This window comes from Streptomyces sp. 150FB, assembly GCF_000818195.1.
Lineage (GTDB): Bacteria > Actinomycetota > Actinomycetes > Streptomycetales > Streptomycetaceae > Streptomyces.
Map to the genome: position 1 here is coordinate 2,316,164 of NZ_JTHL01000001.1, position 1,761 is coordinate 2,317,924.

General features: G+C 73.4%; 2 protein-coding genes and 1 pseudogene. All 3 read left to right on the forward strand.

The annotated features are described in order from the left end of the window. On the forward strand, positions 1–743 hold a 743-nt coding region (locus QR77_RS09605; RefSeq protein WP_040020967.1), incomplete at its 5' end, for an NAD-dependent epimerase/dehydratase family protein. A gap of 87 nt (positions 744–830) precedes the next feature. After that, on the forward strand, positions 831–1,484 hold the full coding sequence (locus QR77_RS09610) for a response regulator transcription factor (RefSeq protein ID WP_040020969.1): 654 nt from the start codon (positions 831–833) through the stop codon (positions 1,482–1,484). Positions 1,485–1,537: 53 nt separating this feature from the next. After that, positions 1,538–1,761 (forward strand): annotated as a pseudogene (locus QR77_RS09615) (hypothetical protein); the annotation flags it as partial.

Here is a 1,761-nt window from a genome sequence, read left to right on the forward strand (position 1 = left end):
TGCTGGCCGGCCAGGCCGGGCGGTACGTGTACGTCTCCAGCCGCTCGGTGTACGGCGCCGACGCCGGGCCCGGCCTCACCGAGGAAGGGCCGCTGGTGGAGGGCGCCTCCGCCGACGCCGAGCAGTCCAGCTACCCGCTGGACAAGCGCGGCGGGGAACTGGCCGCCGAGGCCGCCTTCGGCGACCGGGCCCTGCTGGTGCGGGCCGGCCTGATCCTCGGGCCGCAGGAGAACATCGGGCGGCTGCCGTGGTGGCTGAACAGGATCGCGGCCGGCGGCCCCGTACTCGCCCCGGGCCCGCGCGACAACCCGCTCCAGTACATCGACGCCCGCGACCTCGCCGAGTGGATCGCCGGTGCCGTGCTCGACGGGCTCGGCGGACCGTACAACCTGGTCAGTCCCCCCGGACACACCACCATGGGCGAACTTCTCGACGCCTGCGTACGGGTCACGGGGTCCGCGGCCGAGCTGCGCTGGACCGACCCGGACACCGTCCTCGCCGCCGGCATCGAGCCCTGGACGCAACTGCCCATCTGGCTGCCGCCCGGCGCGTCCCACGACGCGCTGCACGCCGGAGACGTCAGCAAGGCCCTCGCCGCCGGGCTGCGCTGCCGTCCCGTGGCCGAGACGGTCGCCGACACCTGGGCCTGGCTGCGGTCGACCGGCGGCGAGGCACCGCAGCGGCCGGACCGCGCTCCGGTGGGGCTGCCGCCCGAGCTGGAGGCGGCGGTGCTCGGGGGGTGACACCCGGGCGGGCCGGGATCGGTACATTCGACGTGTCCCGGCCGCCGGAAGTCCCCAGCGCGGCCCCATGGCGACCATGGAGATCCCTTGCGAGTAGTACTGGCCGAAGATCTCTTCCTGCTGCGTGACGGGCTGGTCAGGATGCTTGAGGCATACGACTTCGAGATCCTCGCCGCCGTCGAGAGCGGTCCCGAACTCACCCGTGCGTTCGCCGAGTTGGAGCCGGATGTCGCCGTCGTCGACGTCCGGCTCCCGCCGTCCCACACGGACGAGGGCCTCCAGTGCGCGCTGGCCGCCCGCAGGGCGCGCCCGGGGCTGCCCGTCCTCGTACTCTCCCAGCACGTCGAGCAGCTCTACGCGCGCGAGCTGCTGGCGGACGGCAACGGCGGTGTCGGCTATCTGCTGAAGGACCGGGTCTTCGACGCCGACCAGTTCATCGACGCCGTACGCAGGGTCGCCTCCGGCGGTACGGCCATGGACCCGCAGGTGATCTCCCAGCTCCTGTCCCGCCGTTCGCAGGACAAGCCCATCGGCGGCCTCACCCCGCGCGAGCGCGAGGTCATGGAACTCGTCGCGCAGGGCAGGTCGAACGCCGCCATCGCGGCCCAACTCGTCGTCACCGAACGAGCGGTCGCCAAGCACACCTCCAACATCTTCGGGAAGCTGGACCTGCCGGTCTCGGACGACGACAACCGGCGCGTCCTCGCTGTTCTGGCCTACCTGGACCACGGGCAGAGCTGAAGCCCGCGCGGCCGCCGGGGTGACCATCGCACCATCCGCTCGTTCTGCTGAACGTGCGCCCATCCGAAACCGTCACCGGCACCACCGCCCCAACTGCCCCCGCCGCCGCGTTCATCCGCGTGGAACAGGCCGAGGCGGCCCTGGTCGAGCACTACCCCCGCCTCGTGCGGCTCGCCTATCTCGTCCTGCCGCCGTCGCTCGGCCGCAACCGGCGCGTGCTGACCGCGCACGCCCTCGTGCAGCGCGCGCTGCCGCGCCGGGCGGGGGCCGCCGGGGC